The sequence below is a fragment of the Prochlorococcus sp. MIT 1323 genome (genome assembly GCF_047304905.1).
Classification (GTDB): domain Bacteria; phylum Cyanobacteriota; class Cyanobacteriia; order PCC-6307; family Cyanobiaceae; genus Prochlorococcus; species Prochlorococcus marinus_D.
Map to the genome: position 1 here is coordinate 2,298,907 of NZ_CP138973.1, position 25,213 is coordinate 2,324,119.

Consider the following 25,213-nt stretch of genomic DNA (forward strand, 5'->3'; position numbering starts at 1 on the left):
CGTTGGTTTAACCATGCTGACCAGAGCGGATGTAGGCCAGACCTGTTCAGCTTTCCTGTTCCAGTGTGCTGGTCAGCCCCTTGGCTTTCAGTGTTTCGCAGTAGAACTCGGCTGGTTCGAGGTCGCAGACGATCACCAGCCCGACGCCGGTGTTATGGGCTTCCAGCATCACGGCCATGGCGTCCTGCTCGCTTAGCTGGGGTACCACCTGCTGGAGGGTGACCACCACGTATTCCATGGAGTTCACCGGATCGTTGTGAAGAAGCACCTTGTAATGAGGCGATTGCTTGCGGATCCGCTCGGTTTGCTTCTCGAGGACGGCGGCACCACCGGGACTGGGGCTGGGGGCATTCACCGCCATGGCCAGGACGATCGGGAGGGCCCCAATGTACGTGGGCCGCTTACCCATGGTGCAGATGGTGAGCAATTCCAGCTTCAAATGGCGGGGGATTGATCCTGTGGTCTCAGAGGGCACGGATCCGACGCATGGCCTCGTCCACATTGACGCGACTGTTGAAGGCGGAGAGACGGAAGTAGCCTTCGCCTGCAGCACCGAAACCGCTGCCTGGGGTGCCTACCACGTGGGCGTTTTGGAGCAGATGATCGAAGAAGCCCCAGGAATCCATGTCGTCCGGTGTCTTCAGCCACACATAGGGCGCATGCTCACCACCATGCACTTCGATCCCGGCGGCCGTAAGTTCCCTGCGGATGATGGCGGCGTTTCTCATGTAGAAGCTCACTAGCTCATTGATCTCCCCCTGGCCTTGGGCGGAGTAAACCGCTTCGGCGCCACGCTGAATGATGTAGCTGACGCCGTTGAACTTGGTGCTTTGGCGCCTGTTCCAGAGATTCCAGAGCTCCACATCTGATCCATCGTCGCTTTTGCCCTTCAAGCCTTTCGGTACCACAGTGAAGGCGCAACGGGTGCCGGTGAATCCAGCATTCTTGGAGAACGATCGGAATTCGATGGCACACTCGCGAGCGCCCTCGATCTCATAGATCGAATGCGGCAGGTCGGGGTTCTGGATGAACGCCTCATAGGCAGCGTCAAACAAAATCAAGACGCTGTTGGTGCGTGCATAGTTCACCCACTCCTGGAGATGGGCTTTTGTGGCTACCGCTCCGGTGGGGTTGTTGGGGAAACACAGATAGATCAGATCGACTGGTTCGGAGGGGATCTTGGCTGCAAACCCATTTTCGGCGTTGATTGGCAGGTAGCTCAGGCCTGCGTAGCGGCCGCTTTGATTGGCGTCGCCGGTGCGACCCGCCATCACGTTGCTGTCGACATACACCGGATAAACTGGATCTGTAACGGCGATGCGATTGCTGCTCCCAAGGATGTCGAGGATGTTGCTGCTGTCGCACTTCGATCCGTCGGAGACAAAGATCTCCTCGGCATTGATCTGACAGCCTTTGGTCTGGAAATCATGCTTGGCGATCGCTTCGCGCAGCCAGTCGTAGCCCTGCTCCGGGCCATAGCCATGGAAGCCAGTGTTGGTCCCCATCTCGTCGATGGCTACCTTCATCGCGTTTCTGCATGCCAGTGGCAGAGGTTCGGTTACATCGCCGATGCCGAGGCGAATGAGCGCAGCATCCGGGTTGGCTTCACTGAAGCTTTTGATCCGCCTGGCGATTTCGGGGAATAGATATCCCGCCTTGAGTTTGAGGTAGTTGCTGTTGACCTGAACCACTGATGAGCTGGCTGTCTTGGCAGGCATCTTGCTACGTCACGGGTCCTTGCGCTGTGTCCGGGGGTTGGCCAGCGTTGTCCATACGATGGGATTAGTGCCCTGTTGGCCATGACCGTCGCCTCACCCCGTCTGGAGCCGGTGGATTTCGACAGCCTGGTCAATGCCGGGATCAATCGCCCTGCCCGTTACATGGGCCATGAGTTGGGGGTGGAGTCTCGTGATTGGCAGGCCTCTCGGGTGCGCTGGGCTCTCTCCTACCCGGAGATCTACGAGGTGGGCGCGAGCAATCAGGGCCACATCATTCTTTATTCGATTCTCAACGCAGTTCCAGGTCAGCTTTGTGACAGGGCCTATCTTCCCGCTCAGGACCTGGCCCAGCGCTTGCGGGATCTTCGGCAGCCTCTGTTCGCGGTGGAGAGTCGCCGTCCTCTCCAGGCCTTCGACATCCTTGGCTTCAGTCTCTGTTATGAGCTTGGGGCCACAAACATCCTTGAGATGCTTGATCTGGCAGAGATTCCTTTGTTAGCAAGCGACCGTGGTGATCAGCCCCTGAATGATCTAGCAGCACCACCATTGATCTTTGCTGGCGGACCAACGGCTACCAGTAACCCTGAGCCCTATGCCGCTTTTTTTGATTTTGTAGCCCTTGGCGATGGTGAAGAGCTGCTGCCTGAGATTGGTTTGGTAGTGGCTGACGCTAAGGCCAATGGACTGAGTCGCTCAAGCCTTTTGCAGGACTTAGCTCAGGTGCCTGGCGTTTACGTGCCGTCGCTTTACGGTCAAGGCCCTGATGGCACCTCCATCGTTCCTTTGGAGCCTGCTGCGCCGGCCAAGATTCTGCGACGGGTGGCCAAGCCGATGCCTCACTACGCCATGGGTTTGGTTCCACATATCGAAACGGTGCATGATCGACTCAAGGTGGAGATTCGTCGCGGTTGTACTCGTGGTTGTCGTTTTTGCCAGCCCGGCATGCTCACACGTCCAGCTCGGGATGTTGATCCGGAGGCGGTGATTGAAGCAGTGCACAATGGTATGAAGCGAACGGGATATAGCGATTTTTCGTTGTTGTCGCTCAGTTGCAGCGATTACTTGGCTCTGCCAGCGGTTGGTGTGGAGTTGCGAAATCGTTTGGCGGATAAGAATGTGACCCTTCAGTTGCCCAGCCAAAGGGTCGATCGCTTTGATGATGATATCGCTCACATCGTTGGCGGTGCTCGTCAGGCCGGTCTCACCTTCGCGCCGGAGGCTGGCAGTCAGCGCTTGCGGAACGTTGTCAATAAAGGTCTTACGAACGCCGACTTGCTGCAGGGGATCCGCATGGCGATGCAGAACGGCTTTCGCAAGGTCAAGCTCTACTTCATGATCGGATTGCCGAGCGAAACGGATGAGGATGTGCTTGGCATTGCCGACACCTGTCAGATGTTGCAGGAGCAGTGCAGGGATCTTGGGCGATTGAACCTGAAGATCACGGTTAGCAACTTCACTCCAAAGCCACATACGCCTTTTCAGTGGCACAGCGTATCTACGCAAGAACTGCAACGACGTCAGCAAAAGCTGAAACAGGCATTACGGGCGCTCAGAGGCGTAAAGGTCAATTTCACTGATGTGCGCCTCTCCGCCATGGAGGACTTTGTCGGTCGCGGTGATCGTCGTCTCTCGTCGGTGATCGAGGCAGCCTGGCGGGCGGGGGGAGGCATGGATGCTTGGTTCGAGGCCCTTGACCGCACTTATCAGGCCTGGGTCTGGGCTATTGCAGCTGCAGGGCTGGAGGGCCGATATAGGGATCTGGAGTTAGGGAGCTGGGGAGCGACCTCAGCCCTCAATCGCGATGATCTGAGCAGCTTCTGCGCTCAGTCTCTGCCGTGGGATCACATTGATACGGGCATTGATAAGAGCTGGCTGGCAGAGGATCTGCAGCGTGCCTTAACGGCAACGGTGGTGCCTGACTGTTCTTTCGAAGGCTGTAGCAGTTGTGGCGTCTGTGGTTCTGAAATGGGTCACAACGAGGTGGTGCCACCGCCGCCTGTGCCAGATCGGCAGCTTCAGAAAACCCCTTTAACGAAGCGAGCCTGTCGCATCCGTCTGCGATTCGCAAAAACTGGTTCGATGGCCCTTCTTAGTCATCTGGATGTCATGCGTCTGCTTGAAAGAGCACTGCGGCGCAGTGGTTTGCCAGTGAGTTACAGCGGTGGGTTTCATTCCCTGCCGCGTTTGCAAATAGCTCTGGCTTTGCCTTTGGGGGTAGAGGCCTTTGGGGAATGGATGGATCTCGAGTTTGTGGAGCCGGTGGAGGCCGAGACCATGCGTCAGCAGCTTCAGGTCACCTTGCCGAAGGGACTCTCTTTGCTTAGTGCGGAATCTGTGCCTGTAGGCGGTAGCAGCCTCTCTCAGTTGCTGGTTGCAGCCTCATGGCGCTTTGATTTGGCCATTGAGTCTGAGAAGCCATCGACGTGGCATCAGTGGCAAGTAGCTGTTGAGTTCTTGAAGGAAGCTCATGAACTGCTGTGGCATGACATGGATAAGAAGGGACGGCCGCGTCAACGAGACTGCCGGCCAGCATTGCGTGAACTTCAACTGTGCAACAGATGCGAGGAGGGAGGTGAGTCTCTTTGCTTAGACGTCGTTCAACTGCGTCTGGAGGCAAGTATTGATTCGATGGGCCGTAGCCTTAAACCTGTTCAGGTGCAGCATTGGCTTGCAGAGCAGATGGGTGAGCCCTTGCGCATGAGCAGTGTGCAAAGGCAGGAACTCAAGTTGCTGCAGTGTTAGAGTCAAAATATGACGTGAATGCAGAGGCAATTTTTGCCACTGGTCCGTCCCGGCCTTCTTCACTCCAATTCTGAGCAAAGCGAGGCTATTTGCTGCTCGTTCATTCCGTTCCCTCTGTTCGGGAGCAGTGAGACACATAACCCATAGGAGTTTTTGGCTCCGTCTGCTTCTTCAACGGCCTTTGGCTGTTACTTCGTTTTCCACCCGATGCATTGAGCCGGCAGGCCATTGATCGGTTCTGAGTCCAGCAGGGCTCCCTATTTATTTTCTATGCCCCAGCAAATTGTCATCTCTGAGCAGCTGCGCATCGCAGCCTTGCTCACAGATGAGCGAGTCGATGAGTTGATCGTTGCTCAGGGTCGATACCAGATCGGAGATGTCTACCTCGGCACGGTCGAGAACGTTCTCCCGGGAATTGATGCCGCTTTTGTGAATATTGGGGAAAGTGAGAAAAATGGTTTTATTCATGTCACTGATCTGGGCCCTCTGCGTTTGAAGAAGGGTGCTGCAGGGATCACCGAGCTGCTGGAGCCCCGTCAGCAGGTGTTGGTTCAGGTGATGAAGGAGCCAACAGGGTCTAAGGGGCCAAGGCTTACTGGCAACCTGGCACTGCCTGGTCGCTACTTGGTGCTGCAGCCCCATGGCCAGGGGGTGAACATCTCTCGCCGGATTAATTCCGAAGGGGAACGCAATCGCTTGCGAGCACTTGGCGTACTAGTGAAGCCGCCGGGTGCTGGCCTGTTGATTCGCACCGAGGCCGATGGCATTAGTGAAGATCTGCTGATCGATGATCTGGAGGTTTTACTCAGGCAATGGGAAGCGATCCAGCAGGCGGCAGAGAATGCTCTACCACCGGTACTGCTCAATCGCGATGAAGATTTCATTCATCGCGTTTTGAGAGATCACGTCGGTCCAGATCTTGTGAGAGTAGTGGTGAATGATGCCGCTGCCATTGAGCGTGTGAGCAGTTTCCTTGGCCAGGAAGGGCCAAATGTATTAGTTGAGGCCCATAACGAATCCACCGAACTTCTTGAGCATTACCGAGTTAATGCTGCCATCCGCGATGCTCTCAAGCCCAGGGTAGATCTGCCATCCGGTGGCTACGTGATCATTGAGCCGACGGAGGCACTCACTGTTATTGATGTCAATTCAGGCTCGTTCACTCGTTCGGCCAATGCTCGTCAGACGGTGCTCTGGACCAATTGTGAGGCAGCTATTGAGATTGCCCGCCAGCTGAAGCTTCGCAATATTGGCGGTGTGATCATCATCGACTTCATCGACATGGAGTCGCGCCGTGATCAGTTGCAGTTGCTGGAGCATTTCACAGCAGCCGTTCGCGATGATGCTGCACGTCCTCAGATTGCCCAGTTGACTGAACTGGGGCTGGTGGAACTCACTCGTAAGCGTCAGGGGCAGAACATTTATGAATTGTTTGGCAGGGCTTGTCCTGCCTGTGGTGGCCTTGGCCATGTGGCGGTACTACCTGGCAAAGATCTGCTACAGCCACTTGCTATGGCGACTGGATTGGTGAGATCAGCAGCCTCTGCTCGGGCTGAAGCGCAGGTGCCAGGGGATGGCGGGAATGGTCGTCGTAGGCGTGGTGGGCGCATTCGTTCTGGTGCGGTTGAGATGCCTGCACATACGCCTCCTTCTGGTGTGGCGAATGGAGTTGAGTCAACCACGTCTGTTGAACCTGAGAGACAAGAGCCTTCGGCCTCGTCTGAGGGTGTTATTCGTCGCCAGGAACCTGAATTGGTTGCTGTTTCAATGGATTCAGGGCAGGAGGAGGTTTTTGCTTGGCTTGGATTAAACCCTTTGCTTTTGATTGAGCCACCTCCAGAGAATGACAACCTTCTGGTTCGCGTGGTTCGGCCTGGGGAAGATGCTGAGTCTGTCCTTGAGGAGGCTCGTGAGCAGCTTTCAGCTAGTTCCAATCGGCGTCGGCGTCGGGGACGAGGTGGTGGTCGAGGGGCCGGCCGTGGTGCTCCCGAAGCCAGTCTCGAAACCCCTTCATCCAATGGCACAGAGGTCGTTGTCCAGCAAGCCAAGGTTGTCGCAAAGAATGAGCCTCTAAGTGTTCAAATCACTCCTCTTGAGGTTGATCATTCATCGAGTAGCGCTTCTGTAGAAACCGTTTCTTCAATTTCCGAGCCGCAGGAGAGTGAACCCGAGGATCCGCGCCGCCGCCGCCGTCGCTCCTCAGCTGCAGGCTGATATGGACCCTTCGGCGGAATCCATCGCCGGAGTTGATGAGGTGGGTCGGGGCTGCTGGTTTGGTCCTGTGTTTGCAGGAGCGGTTGTCCTGACTGAAGTTGCGGCAGTCGAATTGTTAGCTGAGGGGTTAACAGATAGCAAAGCACTGACTGTTCGCCGCAGGGCTCGCCTAGTGCCGCTGATTGAGGATGCCGCGACGGCTTGGGCTCTTGGACAGGCCTCGGCTCGCGAAATTGATGCTCTAGGCATTCGCTCAGCGACGGAACTTGCCATGCTGAGGGCATTGCAGCGGCTACCTACACCGTTGGAGCTTGTCTTGGTTGATGGCGTGTTGCCATTGCGCCTCTGGATGGGGCCACAACGTACCGTGGTGCGCGGTGATAGCAAATGTGCGGCCATCGCTGCAGCCAGTGTGTTGGCCAAGCAGGCTCGTGATGGGCTGATCAAGCGGTTGGCTAGTCGCTTCTATGGCTACGGTTTGGAGCGACATGTTGGCTATGGAACGGCGATCCACCGGCGTGCCTTGTTGGATTTAGGCCCTACAGCGCTTCATCGTCGCTCATTCCTCACCAAGCTGTTTGCTGTTAATGGCAGTCTCACTTGAGCGTATGGGTGTCTCTTGGCACCATTGGCTGAAATCCTTGACAAGTTGTTGGCCAACACGGGTTTTGATGCCAAGCAGGATGCCGCTGAGAATTGATTGACCGGTGCTTTTTAACACCCCTTTGGGGATCAGCTTCAGCAGTGCTGGTGGGGTAACGCTGACAGATAGCAGAGCTTCCCCTTCAAGACCCTTTGGGGTGGCTTCCATGATGGCCTCCAGGCCGAGGTCGAAGTCATCCACTAGATCTAGACCTTTAAGTTCGCTATCGGTTGCGCGGATGCTGAGTTTGCCGTCACAGTTGTCTACTTTGAGTGAGACAACTGGGTTGATCTGCAGCTGAAACACGTTCAGGCTGGTCACTGCGTAGCTGAAGCGACCCTCACCTAGTGGGGTAAGTTTTTCCCATTCCAGCAGAGCAGCCAGAACCCTATCCTGCTCGAGCAGGTAAGCAGGCAGTCGCTCAGTGTTTTGCCTTACCGGCAAATTGAGGTTCTGGCAGGCTTGGAAAGCCAGAGGCATGGCTTGCGGTTGACGCGTCATGATCCTATCGACCTCACTTGCGATGCGCTTCTGATGCCAATACGCGTGGCCTTCCTCGGACCGGAGGGAACCTATGGTCAGCAAGCGGCTCAAGCTCTGGCGGAGCTTGAGGGATTAGCAGATTTTGAGCTGGTGCCATGTATAGGTCTGCGTTCCGTCGTTGAGCATGTGGCCACTAAACGCTCTGAAATGGCGGTGGTTCCGGTGGAGAATTCCGTGGAGGGTGGTGTCACTGCCAGCTTGGATGCGCTTTGGTCTCATCCGCAGTTATGCATCCTTAGGGCAGTGGTTTTGCCGATTCGTCATGCTCTACTGAGCAGTGGCGGACTCAAAGACATCTCTGAAGTCCTGTCTCATCCCCAAGCTCTGGCTCAGTGCAGTGGCTGGTTGGCTGATCATCTTCCTGATGCCCTGCAGTTGCCTACAAGTTCTACGGCCGAGGCGGCCAGCATGGTTATAGATAGTCGATTTCGGGCAGCGATCGCTTCTCGGCCTACGGGCCAGGGAAGAGGCCTTAAAGAACTGGCTTTTCCTATCAACGATGTCGCGGGCAATCGCACCAGATTCCTGTTGTTACGGCAGGGAACACCGCTGCAACGTGGGGATGTGGCCAGCTTCGCATTCTCTCTGCATGCCAACGCCCCGGGCAGCCTGCTCGAAGCACTCACTTGTGTGGCTCGACTGGGGTTCAATATGAGTCGGATTGAGTCGCGTCCCTCGAAGCGAGAACTAGGTGAATACGTGTTCTTTGTGGATGTGGAATTGAGGGATGGGGGTATTGGTGCATCTGAGCAGCTCATCGAGGCCTTGCAGCCTTTGTGTGAACATCTTGTGCATTTCGGCTCTTATCTCAGCAGCGACTTGGAGCTCGATTGAGATCAGTCGCGGCTGCGGAAGACACCGAATTGCATCAGACCATGGGCAAAAGCCCAGCGCATCAACAAAATCGTTGGTATTTCTCTGAATCCCTTGACCACGGCGGCTGGACCCAACCCGAGCACGGCTCCAGGACGACGAAATCCCTCCAAAATCGAATCATTCCAGGAGGGCAGGATGGATCTTGTCCAGTCGTCAGATTCGACAGTGCCGCAAGCAAAAGGGCTATGTAGCAAATTGCGGCGGAATCCTTTAATGCTGGCGAATTCCGGATGGGCCCACTGGTCGAGTAGCTGACGCATCACCCATCGCTCAAGGCTGGTCATCTCACCATCTTCGTAATCACGGCGGTTCCAATCGGCCACCGCAAGTACACCTTTTGGCCTCAGCACACGCAGCAGTTCATCTGCATAGCGCTGCTTGTCTGGCATGTGGGGGCCTGCTTCCACACTCCAAACAGCGTCGAAGCTACCGTTGGCCAGTTTTAAATCGAGGGCATCCATTACCTGGAACTGGCAGGTCATCCCCTCAGGAGTGAGTTGAGACGCTCGTTTCACCTGGGCTGGACTGATGGTGATGCCAAGCACGTCAAAGTTGTAATCCCGGGCCAGGATTCTTGCGCTACCACCAATACCGCAGCCCACGTCAAGTACTCGGGAGCCTCGAGGGAGTTGGGCCAGTCCACTCCATTGAACGAGCTCATGTACGAAGTCTTGCTTTGCGGCTCGGAAATCTCTGGTGCTAGGAGGTTTGCCGTAATAGCCGAGGTGGACGTGTTCACCCCAGAGCCGCTCGAGCAGCTGGTCATTGGTCCAGGCATCGTAAGCAGAGGCAACACTGGCGCTTGATTTGTATCGCCGATCCCGTTGGGTCCAGATCACTACAGCAGAAGTCAGGGTTGTCCCTGCCAGGATCAATATCCACACCCAAAGGTCCATTAATTGTTGGCTTGATCGACGTTGGTGAGGCTTTCTTTGAGTGCAGTCCTTGCCGCAAGCTGACGGCGGGTGTGGTCAAGCATCTCGTATTCACGCTGCAGGCGATGGCTGGTTCTTGTGAGCTCCAGTAGTGCCTGTTGCTCTTCAGCCACAGGTCCCCCGAGATGGGCGCCGATCCAGAAAGAGAGTTCCCTGGGAAGATCAGGCAGGTCATCCGGCATGGTGATGTCTGAATCTGTGAGCTTGCCTGTAAGCATCAACACATCGTGTAGGGCTTTTGCAACGCTGATGGATAGCTCCTCTAGCTGGCTGTGGTTATCCATTTGGTCATCCTCGATCCAGCTCACCATGGCAGTGCGGAAAGGGGCGTCTCGAATCACATCGAGCACTCGGAAGCGCTGCTGTCCAAGGGTGACGATATTGCTGCGTCCGTCTTTGGATGTTTGGTGTTGCAGGATCTCTGCACAACATCCCACATTCGCCATTGTTTTTGTTTGAGGATCCCAGCGCAGCACACCAAAACGCCGATCACTTTCAAGCACACTCTGGAGCATCATTCGGTAACGAGACTCAAAAATGTGCAGTGGAAGCACTTCTTGGGGGAATAAGACGACATCCGGCAGAGGGAAGAGAGGCAACTCCCTGACGGACAGGTCGGTCACAGATAATGTCCTAGAGAGATTAAAAGCCTAGTTAGCCGGCACACATCTTGGAAGACCTTCAGAGTTTCACTTCAATGTCAACACCACTTGGGAGGTCGAGTTTCATCAGTGCATCGATGGTCTTTGCTGACGGGTTGTAGATATCGATGATGCGCCGATGGGTCCGAGTTTCGAAGTGTTCCCGTGAGTCTTTGTCCACATGGGGTGAGCAAAGCACGCAGTAAATCTTCCTTTTGGTGGGAAGAGGGATTGGGCCGATTGCCGTCGCGGCAGTGTTGTCGGCTGTTTCAATGATTTTGTCGCAGGAAAGATCCAACATGCGACGGTCAAAAGCCTTAAGGCGGATGCGGATCTTCTGCTGAGCGATAGCCGTGGACATGAAAGGTTTAGGAGATTTTCCCTGTATTGGGATTAGGGATGGATTGTCGAGGTTCTTTGGGGATGCATTGAACGTTGATCGTTCATGCAGGCTGAAGCTTTGAATTTAAGGGATGACAAGGCAAAGGCCCAATCATCCCCCTCTTGATCATTCGATGATCTTCGAGACAACTCCGGCACCGATGGTGCGGCCTCCTTCGCGAATGGCGAAGCGCATGCCCTGTTCGATGGCCACAGGGCAGATCAATTCACCAGTCATTTTGATGTTGTCGCCTGGCATCACCATCTCCACATTGGAGCCGTCTTCGGCTGTGAAGGCGGTAATTTGGCCCGTCACGTCAGTGGTTCGGATGTAGAACTGTGGACGGTATCCGGCGAAGAAGGGGGTGTGGCGTCCACCTTCTTCTTTTTTGAGGACGTAAACCTGGCCCTCGAATTTGGTGTGAGGTGTAATTGAGCCTGGCTTGACGAGGACCATGCCGCGCTCGATGTCTTCCTTCTCGATGCCGCGAAGTAGGAGCCCGCAATTGTCTCCAGCCAAGCCTTCGTCAAGATCTTTACGGAACATTTCCACACCGGTCACGGTGGTCTTGCGGCTGTCTCTAATGCCGACAATTTCAATTTCCTCGCCTTTTTTGACCTTGCCGCGCTCGATTCGTCCGGTGGCCACCGTGCCACGACCAGTGATTGAGAAAACGTCCTCTACGGCCATTAGGAAAGGTTTTTCGATTTCTCGCTCGGGCTCTGGAATGGATGAATCAACTGCCTCCATTAACTCATCGATCTTTGCTTCCCATTCAGCTTCACCTTCAATGGCTTTGAGACCAGAGACTTGGACTATGGGGATGTCATCACCAGGGAAGTCGTAGCTGCTCAGGAGTTCACGGATCTCCATTTCAACGAGCTCGATAATTTCCTCGTCGTCGACCATGTCGCATTTGTTGAGAGCGACAACCAGTGCAGGCACGCCCACCTGCTTGGCAAGAAGGATGTGCTCCTTGGTTTGAGCCATGGGACCATCGGTTGCTGCGCAAACAAGGATTGCGCCGTCCATCTGGGCCGCACCGGTAATCATGTTCTTGACATAATCCGCGTGGCCGGGGCAGTCCACGTGTGCATAGTGACGCCCATCGGTTTCGTATTCCACGTGGGCGGTATTGATCGTGATACCGCGCTCACGCTCTTCAGGCGCGCCGTCGATCTCGGCGTAATCTTGCACTTTGGCTTGACCCTTTTTCGCAAGCACACTTGTGATGGCTGCGGTCAGGGTTGTTTTGCCGTGGTCGACATGGCCGATGGTGCCAATGTTGACGTGAGGCTTGTTCCTCTCAAACTTCTCGCGAGCCATTGTGTAAAAGAATCGGGGGGTGGAAAGTGGGTGTTGTAGAGATCAGGAATTGCCCTGATTCTTGGAGATGATGGCTTCAGCAACGTTGCGAGGAACTTCCTCGTAATGGCTGAACTCCATCGAGAAGATACCCCGACCCTGAGTCATAGATCGGAGCTGGGTGGCGTAACCGAACATTTCGGCTAGAGGCACTTTGGACTGCACTTTAGAGAGTCCATCGTCAATGGACTGGCCTTCAACCTGACCTCGCCGGGAGGACAGATCGCCGATGATCGAACCGAGGAAATCCTCGGGGATCTCGACTTCAACCTTCATCATCGGTTCAAGCAGCACAGGATTGCACTTCTTGACGCCGTCTTTGAAAGCCATCGATCCGGCGATTTTGAAAGCCATCTCGGATGAGTCCACATCGTGGTAAGACCCGTCAACCATGGTGACTTTCACATCGATGAGCGGGTAGCCAGCGATAACGCCGGATTCGCATGTTTCACGCATGCCTGATTCGGCAGGCTTGATGTATTCCTTGGGAACGATGCCGCCGACAATCTTGTTGACGAATTCAAAGCCTGACCCAGGTTCGCCTGGCTCCATTTCGATTACCACGTGGCCGTATTGGCCTTTACCACCAGTTTGACGGGCAAACTTGCCCTCGCCTTTGGAGCTGGCACGAATGGTTTCCCTGTAGGAGACCTGAGGAGCGCCGATGTTGGCCTCCACCTTGAATTCTCGCAGCATGCGATCCACGAGAATTTCAAGGTGGAGTTCGCCCATACCAGCAATCACGGTTTGACTGGTCTCAGGGTCTGTGCTGACGCGGAAGGTGGGATCCTCTTCCGCTAATGAAAGCAGGGCTTTGGAAAGTTTTTCCATATCACCCTTGGTTTTGGGCTCAACAGCCACCGATATCACTGGCTCGGGGATGTAGAGGGTTTCTAGGACAATTGGATCGTCAGTCGTACAAAGGGTGTCGCCTGTCGTGGTGTTCTTCAGGCCTAGAACAGCACCGAGATCTCCAGCGCGTAGTGCATCGACCTCTTCACGGTCATCGGCCTTGAGAATGATCAGTCGGGAAATTCGTTCTTTCTCGTTCTTCGTGGAGTTCAGCACATAACTGCCTTTCTCGAGCACCCCTGAATACATACGCACGAAGGTGAGCTTGCCGTAGGGGTCCGACATCACCTTGAAGGCCAAAGCACTAAATGGTGCGTTGTCATCGGATGGCCTTACTGCCTCCTTGCCATTGGGAAGTAAACCTTGAATGGGGGGTACATCAACAGGAGCGGGTAGGTAGTCCACCACTGCATCCAATAGCAGTTGAACGCCCTTGTTCTTGAAGGCAGATCCACACAGCAAAGGTACTAGGCCGTGATTGAGAACCCCTTCGCGAATGCCTGATGCAAGTTGGGCTTCGCTTAGTTCTTCCGTCTCTAGAAAAACTTCAATCAGTTCTTCGTCGGTTTCAGCAACACATTCCATCAGCTTGGATCGCCATTCAGCGGCAAGCTCTTTCATATGGTCTGGGATCTCTGTTTCTTCGATGTCCTTGCCGAGATCGTCCTTATAAATAAAGGCTTTGTTTTTAACGAGGTCAATAATGCCGCTGAGATCTCCCTCTGCACCAATAGGCAGCTGGATTGGGATGGCGTTGGCTTTGAGGCGATTCTTGATCTGTCCGTGAACCTTGAGGAAGTCGGCCCCGGTGCGGTCCATTTTGTTGACAAAAACCATCCTTGGAACGGAATAGCGATCGGCTTGCCGCCAGACGGTTTCTGATTGAGGTTGCACGCCACCTACCGCACAAAACACGGCGATTACACCATCGAGCACTCGCATCGAGCGCTCCACTTCAATGGTGAAGTCAACGTGCCCTGGGGTGTCAATGATATTGATGCGGTGATCGTTCCAGGTTGTCGAGATCGCAGCCGCTGTAATCGTGATTCCGCGCTCGCGCTCCTGAGCCATCCAGTCGGTGACGGCGGCGCCGTCATGCACCTCGCCCATCTTGTGAACCACACCGGAATAGAAAAGGATGCGCTCTGTACAGGTGGTTTTGCCGGCGTCAATATGGGCGGCAATCCCGATATTTCTGACGCGTTCCAGGGGAAAGGCGCGAGCCACAGGAAACTCTCCGGGGTTTGGCGTTAAAAGGCGGGTGCGACTCTACATGTCAGCCGTTGGAGCGGTTCAGTGCCGTCAGGGCTTGGCCATGTTCAGTAGCGATAGTGGGCGAAAGCTTTGTTCGCTTCTGCCATCTTGTGGGTTTCTTCTCGCTTGCGAACGGCGCTGCCAGCCTCATTGGCGGCATCCATTAGTTCAGCAGCCAGTTTTTGGGACATGCTGCGGCCATTACGGGCGCGAGAGAAGTTCACCAGCCAGCGCAGGGCCATTGCCGTGCCTCGCTCCTGGCGCACTTCCATCGGCACCTGATATGTGGCACCACCAACACGGCGGGCTCTTACTTCCACCAGTGGCGTGGCGTTTTTTACGGCTGTTTCGAAGAGCTCTATCGGGTCGCCACCGGTGCGCTCATTAATCAATCCAAAGGCTTGAGCCAGGATGCGTTGTGCAGTGGACTTCTTGCCGTGCTTCATCAGCCGAGAGATCATCATCGTGGCCAGTCGGTTGTTGAACTGGGGATCCGGCAGGACTGGGCGTTTTTCGGCTGCGTTGCGGCGGGACATAGACCGTTAGGAGTGGAGAAGGCGGAGGTAGCGCTAATAAGGAGAGAGATTAATGAAGAGGCTCTTTAATCCTGCTTCGACGCCTTGGCGCCGTATTTTGAGCGGGATTGACTGCGATCCTTGACACCTGCAGTGTCCAGAGTTCCGCGGATGATGTGATATCTCACCCCAGGCAGATCTTTGACTCTGCCGCCGCGGATGAGCACCACAGAGTGTTCCTGGAGGTTGTGGCCGATGCCTGGGATGTAGGCCGTGACCTCAAAACCTGAGGTAAGGCGCACGCGCGCAACTTTGCGTAGGGCTGAGTTGGGCTTTTTAGGTGTGGAGGTGTAGACCCGTGTGCAGACACCACGTCGCTCTGGACAAGCGCGCAGCGCAGGAGATTTTGTCTTGCGAGTCAGGTGCTGACGCTCAGTTCGGATCAGCTGTTGGATGGTTGGCATCGAAGGTCGGCATTTGGTCGGAGATCCGACCTGATTCCACAATCAACCACAATACCGTTTCGGCTTGCCTGATTGATGATCAGACGGAGTAGATTGCGATTAGAGCAGCTCTGCAACCAAAACGTATTTCAAATTTAATCTTAAAAAGCGATGGAGGATGTGGTGATAAGGGAGGTATGGGCCCTTCCAGTGCTTCGGTTTTGTTGAGCGAGAAGCCAAGTTTGATCTCTTTAATTATTTGTTGGCGATTGGATCGAGACCTCTGGCATTTTTAAGAGGTTGATTAGCTTCTTTGGGGATTGCCTTTGTGGTGGCGCAAAATGAGGCCAAGTCCATTGTGGATTCTGGGGGGTGTGCCTCGACCTGTTACAACCAATTGATTCGCTACCAATAGGGACGTTGAACTGCCTCCATCTAAGTTCAGGCCGTCTCTGATCCCCAGTTTTTGCAGGGCTAGGCTTGTCTCCAGCAGGGTTGGATCGCTGCCCCTGGCCCCTTTGAGAGTGAGTAGCCAGAGCTTTCCACCACCTTGGCCCACCACACTGCGTGGAGCAGCAAGGGATAGAAAGCTTGGGCTGAAGCCTTCTTGTCTTCCAGACAGAACCACCCGCCCGTTTTGCAGCAGCAATGGACCCCCACCAAGCACTTGAGGCAGTTCGCCAAGAGGATGTGATGCTTTCATCCGCATGCTCACTGTTTCACCAGTCGCCGCCGGTAAACGGAAGCCTCCTCTGGCTACGACCAGATCCCCATCCTTCCTCAGAGGAACCCCCCGGGCCAGCTGCACTTGCTGGAAGCTCTGTACTACTCGCCCGTTGATGATCATCATTGCTTGTTCTTCTCCGCTGAGGGCTTGGTAGATAGGCCCCCAGGCTCTGGTGTAGCGACTAAGGCCTCGCTGCACATAGCCACTATTCAAGGTGTCAACATTCCATCTCTGCCCATTAGAACCTTGAAGTTCTTGTTGAAGTTGCAGGCGGCCGAAGGATAGATGTCCTTTAGGGCCCCAGCCGATTGCCCCTCGATTGAGGATTGGCCCTGAAAACCATGTGCCATTAAGTCGTAAGGCCCCTAGGGGCAACTGGCGCACTCGATTGAAGAAACCCCCGTTGATGGCGATCAGAGCGTCTGCAGGTTGGGCCAACTGGTTGAGAAAACGCAGGCCTTGTTGATGGTTAATTTGCGGCAGAGGCCTGAGGAGCAGGCCTTGCTTTGACAGATTTGTACCGACCCTGGTGATCTGCAGTGGTTTGACCCCAACGTTCACCACTTTTGTGTCGAAGATCAGGCCGCGCTGGATGAGGGCCTGGATGGATGGATTGAGCAGTGGTGAGCTCAGGTTTGTTGCGTTGCTGTGCTTGCCAATACCGTCCAAAACAATGCGCCAGGGTTTGTCCAGGGTGAGGCTGCTTAGGGCTTCTGCCTGACCGATGAGCATGAGGCCATTGCGTTGCTGCTTGGGCATCAGGCCTAATGCCTTCATCTGCTTACGCTGCTGGGCGGTGACCTGAAGATTAAGAAGGAGATTGTTGTCAAGGCTTTGCACGAGTGCCGGACCGCTTAGGTCAAGCACCAGACGATTTGAATTGCTGCCCTTGCCCTGCCGAAGACCTTTGAGGCGTGGTGTTGGCAGTTCAACGTGAAGGGTCTTGCTTTTCCGCTTGATCTTGACTCCTGTCGTCGTGAGCCATTCGGCCACATTCAATGCCACTTCATCTTGAAGCGTGATTTGTGGGAGGGATTTCAGAGAGGCTTTGCTTCCATACCATTGCAGTTGCTGTCCGTTTGGCTGGGTGGACCTGCGGAAGCCAAAACGTCCGACCAGTAGATCCAGGGGAAGCCAGAGCTGGTTTGGAGTGCCATCCCAATGGCCTCTCCAGCGCCAAGGGGCCTCGATTAACTGACCATCGATGTTGAGGCGATCTCCAACAAATAAGTTCGCGGTTCTTACCTCAACAGTTGGAGGTGGGGGAGGAGGAGAAACCATGATTTGGACGCTAGTCCTCTCATTCGGCTAAGTCTTAGAGGAGGGCGCCTGCCTAGGATCAGTGATTGAGCTTTTCACTGTGACCGCAGTCCACTGCGGTGCAGGAAAATAGTTTGGCTGAAGGTTATGTCTCAGGATCACCGTCGTTCCAATTGGCCCTATTGCGACAGCAGCGCTCCTACGGCCGTGGTTGGCGAAAAGGATGCATGTGGCGTTGGTTTCTTGGCTCAAATTGATGGGCTAGCTAGCAATTGGATTTTGCAGCAGGCACTTCGGGCCCTGAACTGCATGGAACATCGCGGTGGTTGCGGAGGTGATGCGGATTCCGGAGATGGAGCAGGTCTGCTTTGCGCTATTCCCTGGAGCTATCTTGAGGCCGTGTGGTCTGCAGTGGAAGCTGCAAAACATCGTTGTGGCCTGGGCATGTTGTTTATGCCTCGAGATGGTGCACGTCGCGCAGAAGCACGTTGCTTTTGCGAGCAGGAGGCCGAGTCCCTCGGTCTCAGGTCCAGAGGATGGCGTGAAGTCCCTGTGGATGTGGCGGTGTTGGGTCCCCTCGCCCGTGATACAGCGCCGGTTATCGAGCAGTGGCTGGTGCAGGGATCTCAGCCAGGTGATGCTTTGGAGGCGTTGTTATTTCGATTGCGGCGGCGTATCGGAGATCGTGCTCGGCGGGCCTGGGGAGAGCATGCCAATGATCTCTACTTGGCCTCACTAAGTAGTCGCACTGTCGTTTACAAAGGCATGGTGCGCTCCGAGGTGCTTGCGGCGTTTTATGCCGATCTCCGCGACCCTCGCTTTGAGGTTCCTTTTGCGGTTTATCACCGCCGCTTCAGCACCAATACGTTGCCCCGTTGGCCACTCGCCCAGCCGATGCGTTTGCTCGGTCATAACGGTGAAATCAATACGTTGTTGGGCAACCTGAATTGGGCTAGGGCCACTGAAGTCAACCTAGATAGCGTTTGGGGTGTTCATGCGGCTGATCTCAAACCGGTTGTTAATGCAGCTTTTAGTGATTCCGCCAACCTTGACGCGACTCTGGAGCTGCTTGTACGCAGTGGTCGCCCGATTGTTGACAGCTTGTTGACTTTGGTTCCTGAGGCCTTCCGGGAACAGCCAGAGCTGGCTGACAAGCCAGAAATTCAGGCTTTTTATGAGTATTCCGCGTGCACGCAAGAGCCCTGGGATGGCCCAGCCTTGCTTGTGTTCTCAGATGGTCGCAGTGTTGGTGCCAGCCTCGATCGCAATGGCTTACGCCCGGCCCGCTATTGCATCACCAGTGATGGCTTGGTGGTGATGGGTTCAGAAACTGGCGTGGTTGAGCTTGAGGAAAGCCGCATCATCGAGAAGGGACGCCTTGGCCCTGGGCAGATGTTGGCGGTTGATCTTGAAAAGGGTCGTTTGCTGCGCAATTGGGATGTCAAGCAGGAGGTTGCTGGCCGATATCCCTATGGCGAATGGCTCAGCCAAAACCGTTGCAAGCTTGGTCAAAAGTCTTGGCAGCAGGATTCTCAACTGGGAGATCTGGAACTGCTTCAGCAGCAGACAGCCTTCGGTTTCACTGCTGAGGATTTGGAGTTAATCATCGACTCAATGGCGGCTGGGGCCAAAGAACCCACTTTTTGCATGGGTGATGACATCCCATTGGCGGTGCTCTCCGATAAGCCCCACCTCCTATACGACTATTTCAAGCAGCGCTTTGCGCAGGTCACGAACCCGCCGATTGATCCCTTGCGGGAAAAGTTGGTGATGAGTCTCGAGATGCATCTGGGAAAGCGTGGTTCTCCCCTCAAGCCTGAGGCGGCGGCGGCTTCGTTGATTCATCTAGAGACTCCGATTCTCAATGAGGCGGAACTTGCAGCTTTTGGTCAGCTGGAGTTTCCAAATACCACACTCTCCACTTTGCTGCCCATTCATGATGGGCCTAGCGGTTTGGGAAGTGCTCTTACACGACTCTGCGTTGCAGCAGAGGATGCTGTGCGCGATGGCAGCCAGATCGTGGTGCTTTCCGACCGCGGGGTTGTTGCTAGCACCACCTACATTCCACCGCTGCTAGCGGTTGGTGCAGTGCATCACCACTTGCTGAAGCAGGGTTTGCGGCTGAATGCTTCCTTGGTGGTCGACACGGCACAGTGCTGGAGCACCCATCATCTGGCCTGTCTAATCGGCTATGGCGCTAGCGCTGTGTGCCCTTGGCTTACTTGGGAGACTACGCGGCATTGGTGGCAGCATCCTCGTACTCAGAAACTGATTGAAACCGGCAAATTGCCAGCGCTGACGATTGATCAGGCCCAGGTCAACGTACGTAAGGCGCAGGAAGATGGCCTGCGCAAGATCCTCTCCAAGATCGGTATTTCCTTACTTGCTAGTTACCACGGCGCTCAGATTTTTGAGGCGATTGGTATCGGTGCCGATGTAATTGAGCTGGCTTTTAAGGGCACGACCAGTCGAGTGGCTGGACTCAGTCTCAATGACTTGGCTAGCGAGACCCTCACCTTCCATGCCAAGGCATTTCCTGAATTGGATCGCACCAAGCTCGAGTTCATGGGCTTTGTGCAATATCGCAGTGGCGGTGAATTTCATCTCAACACTCCGGAAATGTCTAAGGCCCTGCATGCGGCCGTGAGGGCTGGGCCGGGCTACGACCACTTCTCTACCTACAAGAACCTGCTGGAGAATCGGCCTGCTACTGCCCTGCGCGACCTGCTGACGTTTCGCTTAGCCCCTGCACCCCTCCCGTTAGATCAGGTTGAAAGTGTTGAATCCATTTGCGCACGTTTTTGTACTGGTGGAATGAGTCTTGGCGCCTTATCGCGCGAGGCTCACGAGGTGCTTGCCGTGGCGATGAACCGTATCGGTGGGAAGAGCAACAGTGGTGAAGGAGGAGAAGATCCGGCTCGATTCAAGATCCTTGCTGATGTCGATCTTGAGAGTCGTTCAGCAACGCTGCCCAGCATTAAGGGTTTGCGCAATGGCGATACTGCTTGCTCTGCGATTAAGCAGGTCGCCTCTGGTCGCTTTGGTGTGACGCCGGAATATTTGCGGAGCGGTAAGCAACTTGAGATCAAGGTGGCTCAAGGGGCAAAGCCTGGTGAGGGAGGTCAGCTGCCTGGGCAAAAAGTTGATCCCTACATCGCGAAGTTGCGCAATAGCAAGGCTGGTGTGGCGCTGATCTCGCCACCTCCCCATCACGACATCTATTCAATTGAGGATTTGGCCCAGTTGATTCACGACCTTCATCAGGTTCACCCTGCTGCCAAGGTGAGCGTGAAGCTGGTTGCTGAGATTGGCATCGGCACGATTGCTGCTGGAGTGGCGAAGGCCAAGGCCGATGTGATTCAGATCTCTGGTCATGACGGTGGTACAGGTGCCTCGCCTCTGAGTTCGATTAAGCACGCTGGAAGCCCTTGGGAGTTAGGTCTCACCGAGGTACACCGTTCACTGCTTGAAAATGGCTTGCGTGATCGTGTGTTATTGCGTGCTGATGGTGGTCTTAAGACTGGTTGGGACGTGGTGATCGCCGCATTGCTTGGTGCTGAGGAATATGGTTTCGGCTCAGTCGCGATGATTGCCGAGGGCTGCATCATGGCTCGCGTCTGTCATACCAACAAGTGTCCTGTGGGGGTTGCTACCCAGCAGGAGGGCTTGCGCAAGCGCTTCCCAGGTGTCCCGGAGCATGTTGTCAACTTCTTTCTGTTTGTAGCTGAGGAGGTGCGCCAACTGATGAGTGTGCTCGGTGTGGCTCGGCTTGAGGATCTAATTGGCCGCACAGAGCTGCTTGAGCCTCGCAGCCTCAACCTTGTGAAGACCCAAACCCTTGATCTTTCTTGCTTGTTGGATCCGATTCCGGGGGCCGTTGATCGGGCTTGGTTGATTCATGACGCCAAGGCCCATGACAATGGCCCGATCCTCGAGGATCAGCTGCTTGCTGATGCCGAGCTGATGGCAGCGATAGATAGCCATGGTCATATCGCCCGCAATCTCGCGATCGTCAACACGGATCGCAGCGTTTGTGCACGGATCTCTGGTGAGATTGCTGCACGCTATGGCAACAAAGGTTTTCGAGGTCAGCTCGATCTCTCCTTTGAGGGGGCTGCCGGTCAGAGTTTTGCGGCATTTCTGCTGCAGGGGGTGAATGTGCGCTTGGAGGGTGAGGCCAATGATTATGTCGGTAAAGGCATGAATGGTGGTCGGATCACGCTCGTACCAGCTTCGAGTGCAGATCAAAGCGGCAGCCAGGTGATTTTGGGCAACACTTGCCTGTATGGCGCGACCGGTGGAGAGTTGTTTGCTTTAGGTAGGGCTGGCGAGCGTTTTGCTGTGCGCAATAGCGGTGTGAAGGCTGTTGTTGAAGGTGCGGGGGATCATTGCTGTGAATACATGACCGGTGGGGTGGTGGTGGTGTTGGGATCAACTGGCCGCAATGTTGGGGCAGGGATGACCGGTGGCGTGACGTTCCTGCTTGATGAGCAGGGAATGGTGAGCGATCTTGTGAACAAAGAGATTGTTGAGATTTTCTCGCTAACCACTGTTGAGCAGGAAGCCATTCTCAAAACACTCCTCGAAGCCCATCTCGCGCAGACCGGCAGTACAAAAGCCAAGGCGATTTTGGCCAACTGGATCAGTTGGAAAGCACTGTTTAAGGTGCTTGTTCCACCCAGTGAAAAGGTCAATGTTGGTTTAACTTTGCTTGAGAAAGTTGCAGCCTGATGAATGCCTTGGTTTATCAAAACCGAGAAGTTTACGGCGCAGACTTTGACCCTTTTGCCAGAGCAGCGGCAGACTTACTTAGCTGCCCACCATGAATGGATCAAGGCTTTGCGCTCCGAAGGTGTCAAGGTTTCGAGTGGTTTTTTGGTTGATGCTGAACAACGACCAGGAGGTGGAGGGTTGTTGGTGCTGCAGGCAGACTCCTTTGAAGCAGCCAAACGCTTAGTCGAACAGGACCCGATGATTGTTGAGGGTTTAGTTAAATGGGATCTGCAGCAGTGGATCCCTGTGTGTGGGGAGCTCATGGCTTGAGTTCAGCGTGGGTGGGCGGCCATCAGCCGCTGGACCTCGCCGGCGTGGTAGCTGCTGCGTGTAAGAGGGGTACTAACCACTTGGAGGAACCCCAGCTCGGTTTCCCCCATAGAGCGGAAATACTCGAACTGTTCTGGTGTCACAAAGCGATCGACTGGCAGATGCTTTGGGCTTGGCGATAGGTATTGGCCGATAGTTACTATGTCGACCAGGTGACGGCGTAGATCCTCTAGGACCTCAATCACCTCAGCATCTGTTTCACCTAGCCCCACCATCAGGCCGGACTTGCTATAGACCTTCGGCCAGCCTTGCCGCACTTGATACAACAGCTCAAGAGATCGCATGTAGTCAGCTTGTGGACGAGCCCGTTTGTAGAGCCGGGGGACGGTCTCAATATTGTGGTTGAGCACCTCCGGAGCTGCTCTCATTACCTTGGCGAGGGCATCCCAATTGCCGTTGAAATCTGGAATTAGCAGCTCAATTGTGGTTAGGGGAGAACGTTGGCGAATGGCCTCGATGCATGCGACGAATTGACTGGCTCCCCCGTCGCTGAGGTCATCACGGTTAACTGAAGTGATGACCACATGACGAAGGTTCATCTGAGCCACCGCTTCGCTTAGGCGCTCTGGCTCAGTTTGGTCTAGGGAGCGTGGGCTTTTGTCAAAGTCGATGTCGCAGTAAGGGCAAGCGCGGGTGCAGCCCGGCCCCATGATCAAGAAGGTGGCAGTTCCTCCTGCGAAGCACTCCCCGATATTCGGGCAGCTGGCTTCTTGACACACCGTCTTGAGATTGAGGCCCTTCAGCAGCTCGGCTACCTCGCCGATTCGTTGCTGTTGTGGAGCCTTGACGCGCAACCAGTGGGGTTTCAGTAAGGCTTTTCCAGTCATGAGAGCAGTTCAGGAACCCACTGGCAGCAGCAGTTCCAGGCGACTTCACCTTCTACAGTGAGCCTATCGGGATGTAGCGCAGCTTGGTAGCGCACTTCGTTCGGGACGAAGGGGCCGCAGGTTCGAATCCTGTCATCCCGATTGATCGTTGCTTTAGTCCGAGGTAATCCCTTTGACAATTGATATCAATCAGTTCTCTGATCATTCTTAAGGCCTGCCAGTGGGATGCATGAGTAAACCCTGGGAAGACTATTGATGGATTCTTAATGCCTAGGCTAAGGAAAACTTGCGTCAGCTGCTTGACTTTTGGAATGGAGGTTCAAGGCTTAAGGGAAATTTGAAGTGATGAAACCAGTAATTTTCCTTGCCGCAGTGGCAATTGCGGCTGTTCTTTTTGTTCTAAATCCACGTATGGCTGTAGATCACGGTCGGCCGATTTATCTTGTTTCTTGTCGTGTGGAGTGGTCGGTGCATTGGTTGGGAGCCTTTAGGAAGGGTGGCCTATTGGGGCTCTATCCACTGGATCGTGCTGCTCAAGCTGTTGTGTCTGACACTCCTATTGAGTACGTCTCAAAGGATGAGCAAATGGCTATCGCAATGACCACTGTTATGAAGCCTTGTCGCTGAGCGCTTGCGGTATCAAGAGGATTGCTCTTTAAACGATGTTGCAAAGTCACGAGAAAGCTATGTCGTTTAAATCACTATCGCCAGGGGCGGTAGTCTCTTTTTAAGAGACGTTCCCTGACAGTGGTGGTTGACGAGAGCAACAACGTCTATCGCTGTCTACTAATGCCTTTGCTGGTGGCTTATGCCCAACCAATTGTTCTGGTGAGCCAGTGACAGAGGCAGTGGTGGATGTCTTGGTGCTTGGCGCTGGTCCGGCGGCCCTGGCCATTGCTGCAGCCCTGGGCAAGGAGGGTTTACAGGTCTCAGCACTGACGGTTGGCAATCCTCGCGAGCCATGGCCATATACCTATGGCATTTGGGGTGACGAGGTGGATGCCTTTGATATGGGGCACCTGCTCGAGCACCGCTGGTCGAACACAGTGAGTTTTTTTGGCCCAGGCGCCTCTGACCCCAATGCTGACGAGAATCGGCCAAGTCCTCATCATCGGGATTACGGCCTATTCGACAAGATCAAGCTACAGGAGCATTGGTTGCAGCAATGCGAAGCTGCTGGTTTGACTTGGCATCAAGGTCTTGCAACTGATTTTGCTGCTGATTCCACCGTTAGTACTGTGACCACCGCGGAAGGTGTTGAGCTGCAAGCTCGTTTGGTGGTTGATGCAACTGGCTATAAGCCGGTATTTCTGCGTCATGTAGATCATGGGCCGGTGGCGGTTCAGACCTGCTTTGGCGTGGTGGGACGTTTCAATAAGCCCCCAGTGGAGCCTGGCCAGTTTGTGTTGATGGACTACCGCTGTGATCATCTGAGCCCTGCGGAGAAAGCTGAGCCACCCACGTTTCTTTATGCCATGGACTTTGGTGGGGGATGCTTCTTCTTAGAGGAAACATCGCTAGGGCTCGCGCCTCCGGTGTCATTAGAAACCCTGCGTTCACGCTTGGAGCGGCGATTGGCTCATCAAGGCTTAACGATCACTGAATTGCAGCACGAGGAGCTTGGTTATTTCCTGCCGATGAATTTGCCTCTGCCTGACCTGCAGCAACCGCTGCTTGGTTTCGGCGGCTCGGCGGCGATGGTGCACCCTGCTTCGGGCTATTTGGTGGGCAGCATGCTGCGCCGCGCACCTTATGTTGCAAAGGCTGTGGCTGAAGCCATGGCCGATCCAGGGGCGGGGCCGGCGGTGCTCGCGGCTGCAGGTTGGGAGACTCTTTGGCCCAAGGAGTTGCGCCGTAAGCATGCTCTTTATCAATTTGGCCTTGAGAAGCTGATGCGTTTTAAAGAGCCCCAACTGCGTGATTTCTTTGTCAGTTTCTTTGCTTTGCCGAGCGAAGAATGGTACGGCTTTTTGACCAACACTCTTAGCCTGCGGGAATTGGTCGCTGCCATGGTGAACATGTTTGTTAGCGCCCCTTGGAGTGTTCGCTGGGGCCTAATGGGTATGCAGGGGCGGGAGCTGAAGTTGCTTTCACGCTTTCTTTTTCCGCCTCGCTAAAAAGTGCCCTGTCAATTCAGAGATGCCTTGAAACAATGTTCAGCTTGACTGACTTT

Annotated in this window: 22 protein-coding genes and 1 tRNA gene; 11 read left to right on the plus strand and 12 right to left on the minus strand. The window is 54.7% G+C overall.

Annotation, left to right across the window (positions count from 1 at the left end):
- Positions 1 to 46 precede the first annotated feature (46 nt).
- Entirely contained in the window at positions 47 to 361 is a 315-nt protein-coding gene (gene clpS / locus SIB68_RS11215; protein ID WP_036915950.1) for an ATP-dependent Clp protease adapter ClpS, read from the minus strand.
- On the opposite strand from clpS, the gene SIB68_RS11220 reads away from it, so the two are divergent.
- Positions 275 to 454 (plus strand): hypothetical protein, encoded by a 180-nt coding sequence (locus tag SIB68_RS11220; protein WP_196757158.1) that lies wholly within the window; start codon positions 275 to 277, stop codon positions 452 to 454. The genes clpS and SIB68_RS11220 overlap by 87 nt on opposite strands.
- Before the next feature lie 10 nt (positions 455 to 464).
- On the opposite strand, the gene SIB68_RS11225 is transcribed toward SIB68_RS11220, so the two are convergent.
- On the minus strand, positions 465 to 1,691 hold the full coding sequence (locus SIB68_RS11225; RefSeq protein WP_196757152.1) for an LL-diaminopimelate aminotransferase: 1,227 nt from the start codon (positions 1,689 to 1,691) through the stop codon (positions 465 to 467).
- A 108-nt stretch (positions 1,692 to 1,799) separates the two neighbouring features.
- Here SIB68_RS11225 and SIB68_RS11230 point away from each other — a divergent pair, with 108 nt between their 5' ends.
- The 3 genes from SIB68_RS11230 to SIB68_RS11240 all read left to right on the plus strand — a co-directional run bounded on the left by SIB68_RS11230 (position 1,800) and on the right by SIB68_RS11240 (position 7,278).
- Complete coding sequence (locus SIB68_RS11230) at positions 1,800 to 4,460, plus strand: TIGR03960 family B12-binding radical SAM protein (RefSeq protein ID WP_063400844.1); 2,661 nt, start codon at positions 1,800 to 1,802, stop codon at positions 4,458 to 4,460.
- A 270-nt stretch (positions 4,461 to 4,730) separates the two neighbouring features.
- Positions 4,731 to 6,674 (plus strand): Rne/Rng family ribonuclease, encoded by a 1,944-nt coding sequence (locus SIB68_RS11235; RefSeq protein WP_063400843.1) that lies wholly within the window; start codon positions 4,731 to 4,733, stop codon positions 6,672 to 6,674.
- Between the two features lies 1 nt (position 6,675).
- The gene (locus SIB68_RS11240) at positions 6,676 to 7,278 is read left to right on the plus strand and encodes a ribonuclease HII (protein ID WP_063400842.1); all 603 of its coding nucleotides are present in this window, start codon (positions 6,676 to 6,678) and stop codon (positions 7,276 to 7,278) included.
- On the opposite strand, the gene SIB68_RS11245 is transcribed toward SIB68_RS11240, so the two are convergent.
- The gene (locus SIB68_RS11245) at positions 7,234 to 7,818 is read right to left on the minus strand and encodes a DUF1997 domain-containing protein (RefSeq protein WP_011131154.1); all 585 of its coding nucleotides are present in this window, start codon (positions 7,816 to 7,818) and stop codon (positions 7,234 to 7,236) included. The two genes, SIB68_RS11240 and SIB68_RS11245, sit on opposite strands and share 45 nt — an antisense overlap.
- A gap of 33 nt (positions 7,819 to 7,851) precedes the next feature.
- On the opposite strand from SIB68_RS11245, the gene pheA reads away from it, so the two are divergent.
- Positions 7,852 to 8,694, plus strand: a complete 843-nt coding sequence (gene pheA, locus SIB68_RS11250) for a prephenate dehydratase (RefSeq protein WP_063401127.1) — start codon at positions 7,852 to 7,854, stop codon at positions 8,692 to 8,694.
- Positions 8,695 to 8,696: 2 nt separating this feature from the next.
- Here the strand turns inward: pheA and SIB68_RS11255 are convergent, their stop codons facing one another.
- From SIB68_RS11255 to tuf, 4 genes are all read right to left on the minus strand, one after another.
- The gene (locus SIB68_RS11255; protein ID WP_063400841.1) at positions 8,697 to 9,632 is read right to left on the minus strand and encodes a methyltransferase domain-containing protein; all 936 of its coding nucleotides are present in this window, start codon (positions 9,630 to 9,632) and stop codon (positions 8,697 to 8,699) included.
- On the minus strand, positions 9,632 to 10,294 hold the full coding sequence (locus SIB68_RS11260; RefSeq protein WP_063400840.1) for an LON peptidase substrate-binding domain-containing protein: 663 nt from the start codon (positions 10,292 to 10,294) through the stop codon (positions 9,632 to 9,634). The genes SIB68_RS11255 and SIB68_RS11260 overlap by 1 nt, the downstream gene beginning before the upstream one ends.
- A gap of 58 nt (positions 10,295 to 10,352) precedes the next feature.
- Positions 10,353 to 10,673 (minus strand): 30S ribosomal protein S10, encoded by a 321-nt coding sequence (gene rpsJ, locus SIB68_RS11265; RefSeq protein WP_011131150.1) that lies wholly within the window; start codon positions 10,671 to 10,673, stop codon positions 10,353 to 10,355.
- Between the two features lie 147 nt (positions 10,674 to 10,820).
- A complete protein-coding gene (gene tuf, locus SIB68_RS11270; protein WP_413681446.1) occupies positions 10,821 to 11,969 on the minus strand; it encodes an elongation factor Tu in 1,149 nt (382 codons plus the stop codon).
- Here tuf and SIB68_RS11275 point away from each other — a divergent pair.
- On the plus strand, positions 11,898 to 12,059 hold the full coding sequence (locus SIB68_RS11275) for a hypothetical protein (protein WP_346766612.1): 162 nt from the start codon (positions 11,898 to 11,900) through the stop codon (positions 12,057 to 12,059). The two genes, tuf and SIB68_RS11275, sit on opposite strands and share 72 nt — an antisense overlap.
- Before the next feature lie 3 nt (positions 12,060 to 12,062).
- Here SIB68_RS11275 and fusA read toward each other — a convergent pair whose 3' ends face one another.
- The 4 genes from fusA to SIB68_RS11295 form a co-directional block, all read right to left on the minus strand.
- Positions 12,063 to 14,138 (minus strand): elongation factor G, encoded by a 2,076-nt coding sequence (gene fusA, locus SIB68_RS11280; protein WP_063400838.1) that lies wholly within the window; start codon positions 14,136 to 14,138, stop codon positions 12,063 to 12,065.
- 92 nt (positions 14,139 to 14,230) lie between these two features.
- A complete protein-coding gene (rpsG, locus tag SIB68_RS11285; RefSeq protein ID WP_011131147.1) occupies positions 14,231 to 14,701 on the minus strand; it encodes a 30S ribosomal protein S7 in 471 nt (156 codons plus the stop codon).
- Between the two features lie 65 nt (positions 14,702 to 14,766).
- A complete protein-coding gene (rpsL, locus tag SIB68_RS11290; RefSeq protein ID WP_011131146.1) occupies positions 14,767 to 15,144 on the minus strand; it encodes a 30S ribosomal protein S12 in 378 nt (125 codons plus the stop codon).
- Between the two features lie 283 nt (positions 15,145 to 15,427).
- The gene (locus SIB68_RS11295; protein ID WP_063400837.1) at positions 15,428 to 17,131 is read right to left on the minus strand and encodes a phosphodiester glycosidase family protein; all 1,704 of its coding nucleotides are present in this window, start codon (positions 17,129 to 17,131) and stop codon (positions 15,428 to 15,430) included.
- A 126-nt stretch (positions 17,132 to 17,257) separates the two neighbouring features.
- Between SIB68_RS11295 and gltB the strand changes: the two genes are divergently transcribed.
- Positions 17,258 to 21,841 carry a glutamate synthase large subunit gene (gene gltB, locus SIB68_RS11300; RefSeq protein WP_063400836.1) on the plus strand — a complete coding sequence of 1,528 codons (4,584 nt, stop codon included), beginning with the start codon at positions 17,258 to 17,260 and terminating at the stop codon, positions 21,839 to 21,841.
- A gap of 3 nt (positions 21,842 to 21,844) precedes the next feature.
- The gene (locus SIB68_RS11305) at positions 21,845 to 22,153 is read left to right on the plus strand and encodes a YciI family protein (RefSeq protein WP_063400835.1); all 309 of its coding nucleotides are present in this window, start codon (positions 21,845 to 21,847) and stop codon (positions 22,151 to 22,153) included.
- Between the two features lie 2 nt (positions 22,154 to 22,155).
- Here SIB68_RS11305 and lipA read toward each other — a convergent pair whose 3' ends face one another.
- On the minus strand, positions 22,156 to 23,040 hold the full coding sequence (lipA, locus tag SIB68_RS11310; protein ID WP_063400834.1) for a lipoyl synthase: 885 nt from the start codon (positions 23,038 to 23,040) through the stop codon (positions 22,156 to 22,158).
- A 67-nt stretch (positions 23,041 to 23,107) separates the two neighbouring features.
- Between lipA and SIB68_RS11315 the strand changes: the two genes are divergently transcribed.
- The 3 genes from SIB68_RS11315 to crtL all read left to right on the plus strand — a co-directional run bounded on the left by SIB68_RS11315 (position 23,108) and on the right by crtL (position 25,157).
- Positions 23,108 to 23,181: transfer RNA gene (locus SIB68_RS11315), tRNA-Pro, on the plus strand.
- A gap of 204 nt (positions 23,182 to 23,385) precedes the next feature.
- Positions 23,386 to 23,667 carry a hypothetical protein gene (locus tag SIB68_RS11320; protein ID WP_063400833.1) on the plus strand — a complete coding sequence of 94 codons (282 nt, stop codon included), beginning with the start codon at positions 23,386 to 23,388 and terminating at the stop codon, positions 23,665 to 23,667.
- Between the two features lie 209 nt (positions 23,668 to 23,876).
- Positions 23,877 to 25,157 carry a lycopene beta cyclase gene (gene crtL / locus SIB68_RS11325; protein WP_063400832.1) on the plus strand — a complete coding sequence of 427 codons (1,281 nt, stop codon included), beginning with the start codon at positions 23,877 to 23,879 and terminating at the stop codon, positions 25,155 to 25,157.
- Positions 25,158 to 25,213 lie beyond the last annotated feature (56 nt).